Origin of the sequence: Cognatiyoonia sp. IB215182, assembly GCF_033963905.1 — a bacterium.
GTDB lineage: Bacteria > Pseudomonadota > Alphaproteobacteria > Rhodobacterales > Rhodobacteraceae > Yoonia.
In genome coordinates this window covers 1-620 of the sequence record NZ_JAXBMB010000073.1, presented here as the reverse complement: position 1 = coordinate 620, position 620 = coordinate 1, and the positions used below count along the sequence as shown (strand labels likewise).

Sequence of the window (620 nt, the reverse complement as noted above, 5' to 3'; positions counted from 1 at the left end):
CTGAAATCGTATTTCTGCGCTAGGGCCTGTGCGGCTGGCGCTGTCAAGGCGGCGACCCCCATGTCGAAGGTATGCCGCTGCTCCGAGCTGAATTCCGGAAACCCGAAGGTCCGCGTGTTACCACGAAGAGATGCTTCCAGCGTTGCCCATTGTGGATAGACAACACTATCCCAAAGATTCAGGACGGGACGCAGGTCCTTGCCTGGCTGCCCGCTCAAAAACGTCGCTGTGAGCGGTGTGTTGTGATACCGGTCCGCAGACTTTTCAATGAAATCGATCGCAACGAGGGCATCTGCGACAATCCGGAGAGCACGGTGTGGCACATTGAGCTGCTTCGCAAGTGTGTCCAACGTCTGGTGACCATCCGCAATAGCCTCAAACAGTCCGATCTTGCTGGCAACACAGACACATTTGGTTGCCATATGATTGTGAAGTAGTTGCAGGATCGGTTGAGGTGACGGCTCTTGTTCCACAGTCTGTCTCCTTTTGTGGGCCTTGATCCCTAACTAGGAAACGAACGAAAGCCATGCAAACCTCTGACCAAAGCGTGAACCGACTATTGGCATGCATTGCAATACTGCGAATGCCTGGGCTCCTGCTGTTACTCCCCGCACTGTGCC

1 protein-coding gene is annotated in these 620 nt (G+C 54.5%); it reads right to left on the bottom strand.

Going from position 1 to position 620, the window contains the following annotated elements; genetic code table 11:
* The coding region (locus SLH47_RS26315; RefSeq protein WP_320244109.1) for a methyltransferase dimerization domain-containing protein at positions 1-422 on the bottom strand (422 nt) is incomplete at its 3' end.
* Positions 423-620: the final 198 nt, after the last annotated feature.